Consider the following 1,840-nt stretch of genomic DNA (forward strand, 5'->3'; position numbering starts at 1 on the left):
CACATAAGAGCTATCCACAAAGCGGTCTAAGAGTACAATTTTACCCTCCTCAATGGCCGGCAATATTTTCTCCTCCACTAGCTGAGCCCTAGAAGAAGCGTATAAAAGCATTTCTGTGACTGGAGAAATGAAATTATTTTTATCCAATAAAATATCTCTAACTTTTTCTCCAACTTTTGTGCCTCCAGGCTCTCTCAATACCAAAATATTATAACCCTGTTTTAAAAGATACTCCTTCAGAAATTTTATCTGAGTAGTCTTACCGCATCCATCTATTCCTTCAAAGCTTATAAATTTTCCTCTCATATTTCACACACCAATAGGTTGTTATTTTTAAGACCTAATACCTTAATACCTTTATTATATAACACATTTATATATTTTACCATATCTTTTTTTATGCGCTCTCCTGGACAAATAAGCGGAATACCTGGAGGATAAGGGATAATAAAGTCTGCAGAAATACGACCTTCTGCTTCTTCTAAAGATATTAATTTAGTTTTTTGCCTTACCGCTTCAGAAGGTTTTAAAACAATTTCTGGAGTATCAGGATAAGCTGCCACTTCTTCAGCTGTTTTTTTATCTTTTTTTACATTTTTAAGTCCTTTTATACCCTTTATTAAAAGGTCAACCCTTTCTTTATCATCCGCTAATGTAACCATGGCAAGCATATTAAAAGTATCAGCCACCTCTACTTGTATATTAAAATTCTCTCTCAAAAATCTTTCTGCTTCAGGCCCCGTTATACATAAGTTCTTTACACTTACAGTAAGTTTAGTTCTGTCAAAGTCAACAATGCCAAAGCTACCTACTATTTCTTCTCCTAAGCACCTTATTTCCCCAAGAGTGTTTATCTCATATCTTGCATAATTAGCAAGAATAATTGCTTTTTCTAATCTTTTTTTGCCTTCTTTCTCCATATAATCTCTTGCAAGGTCAAGAGAAGACATAAGAAGGTAAGAAGGAGAGGTTGATTGAAAAAGGCTTAAGGAATACTTTAAGCGATCTATGTCTATTCTATCGGAATTTAAATGGAGTATAGAGCTTTGAGTAAAAGAAGACAAGGTTTTGTGTACACTCTGTACCACAATATCTGCTCCTGCCTGTATAGAAGAAAGAGGCAAATTATTAGAAAAAGGAAAATGAGCTCCATGGGCTTCATCTACAATTAAAATTTTATTATATTTATGAACAATGTCAGAAATTCCTGTGATATCGCTACAGAACCCGTAATAATTGGGATAAGTCATCACTACTGCTTTTATAGACTCATCCTTTTTTAAATATTCTTCCAGTTTGTTTATATCAACTCCCATTGGAATGCCGTCTTCATAATCAATTTCCGGGTTTATGTAGACAGGTATTGCTCCTGTTAGTACAAGGCCATTGTACACAGATTTATGAGAATTCCTCATTATAAGCACTTTATCGTCAGGATTTAAAGCTGCGTACATCGCTGCGTATATGCCGGATGTCGTCCCATTTACAAGAAAAAAAGACTCTCTTGCCCCAAAAGCTTTTGCTGCAAGTTTTTGTGCCTCCAGTATGGGACCTTCAGGATTGTGAAGATTGTCAAGTCCTGGTACTTCTGTTAGATCAATCTTTGCCAAATTAACGAGATATTCTCCCGGAAAAGTACTTCCTTGTTTATGGCCTGGCATATGAAAAGGTATAATTTGGTTTTTTACATAATTCATAAGTGCTTCATACAATGGAGCTGTCATACAATACCTCCGTCTAATCGTAATTTTTCGTTATTTTGATTATACCATAAAATATAAAAACCGGATTCATATCCGGTTTCAGACTGTAGACAAACTTTCGTAAAGGAGATATTTTG

Annotated in this window: 2 protein-coding genes; both read right to left on the reverse strand. The window is 34.8% G+C overall.

Going from position 1 to position 1,840, the window contains the following annotated elements:
* The coding region (gene tmk / locus M663_RS0101385; protein ID WP_029687693.1) for a dTMP kinase at positions 1-306 on the reverse strand (306 nt) is incomplete at its 3' end.
* Complete coding sequence (locus M663_RS0101390; protein WP_029687694.1) at positions 303-1,724, reverse strand: aminotransferase class I/II-fold pyridoxal phosphate-dependent enzyme; 1,422 nt, start codon at positions 1,722-1,724, stop codon at positions 303-305. The genes M663_RS0101390 and tmk, both read right to left, overlap by 4 nt.
* Positions 1,725-1,840: the final 116 nt, after the last annotated feature.

The organism is Thermoanaerobacter sp. A7A, from assembly GCF_000445185.1.
Lineage (GTDB): Bacteria > Bacillota > Thermoanaerobacteria > Thermoanaerobacterales > Thermoanaerobacteraceae > Thermoanaerobacter.

What these genes read in the sequence shown, in the direction of transcription:
- M663_RS0101390 (WP_029687694.1), bottom strand. Translation starts at nt 1,724, where the DNA reads ATGACAGCTCCATTGTATGAAGCACTTATGAATTATGTAAAAAACCAA.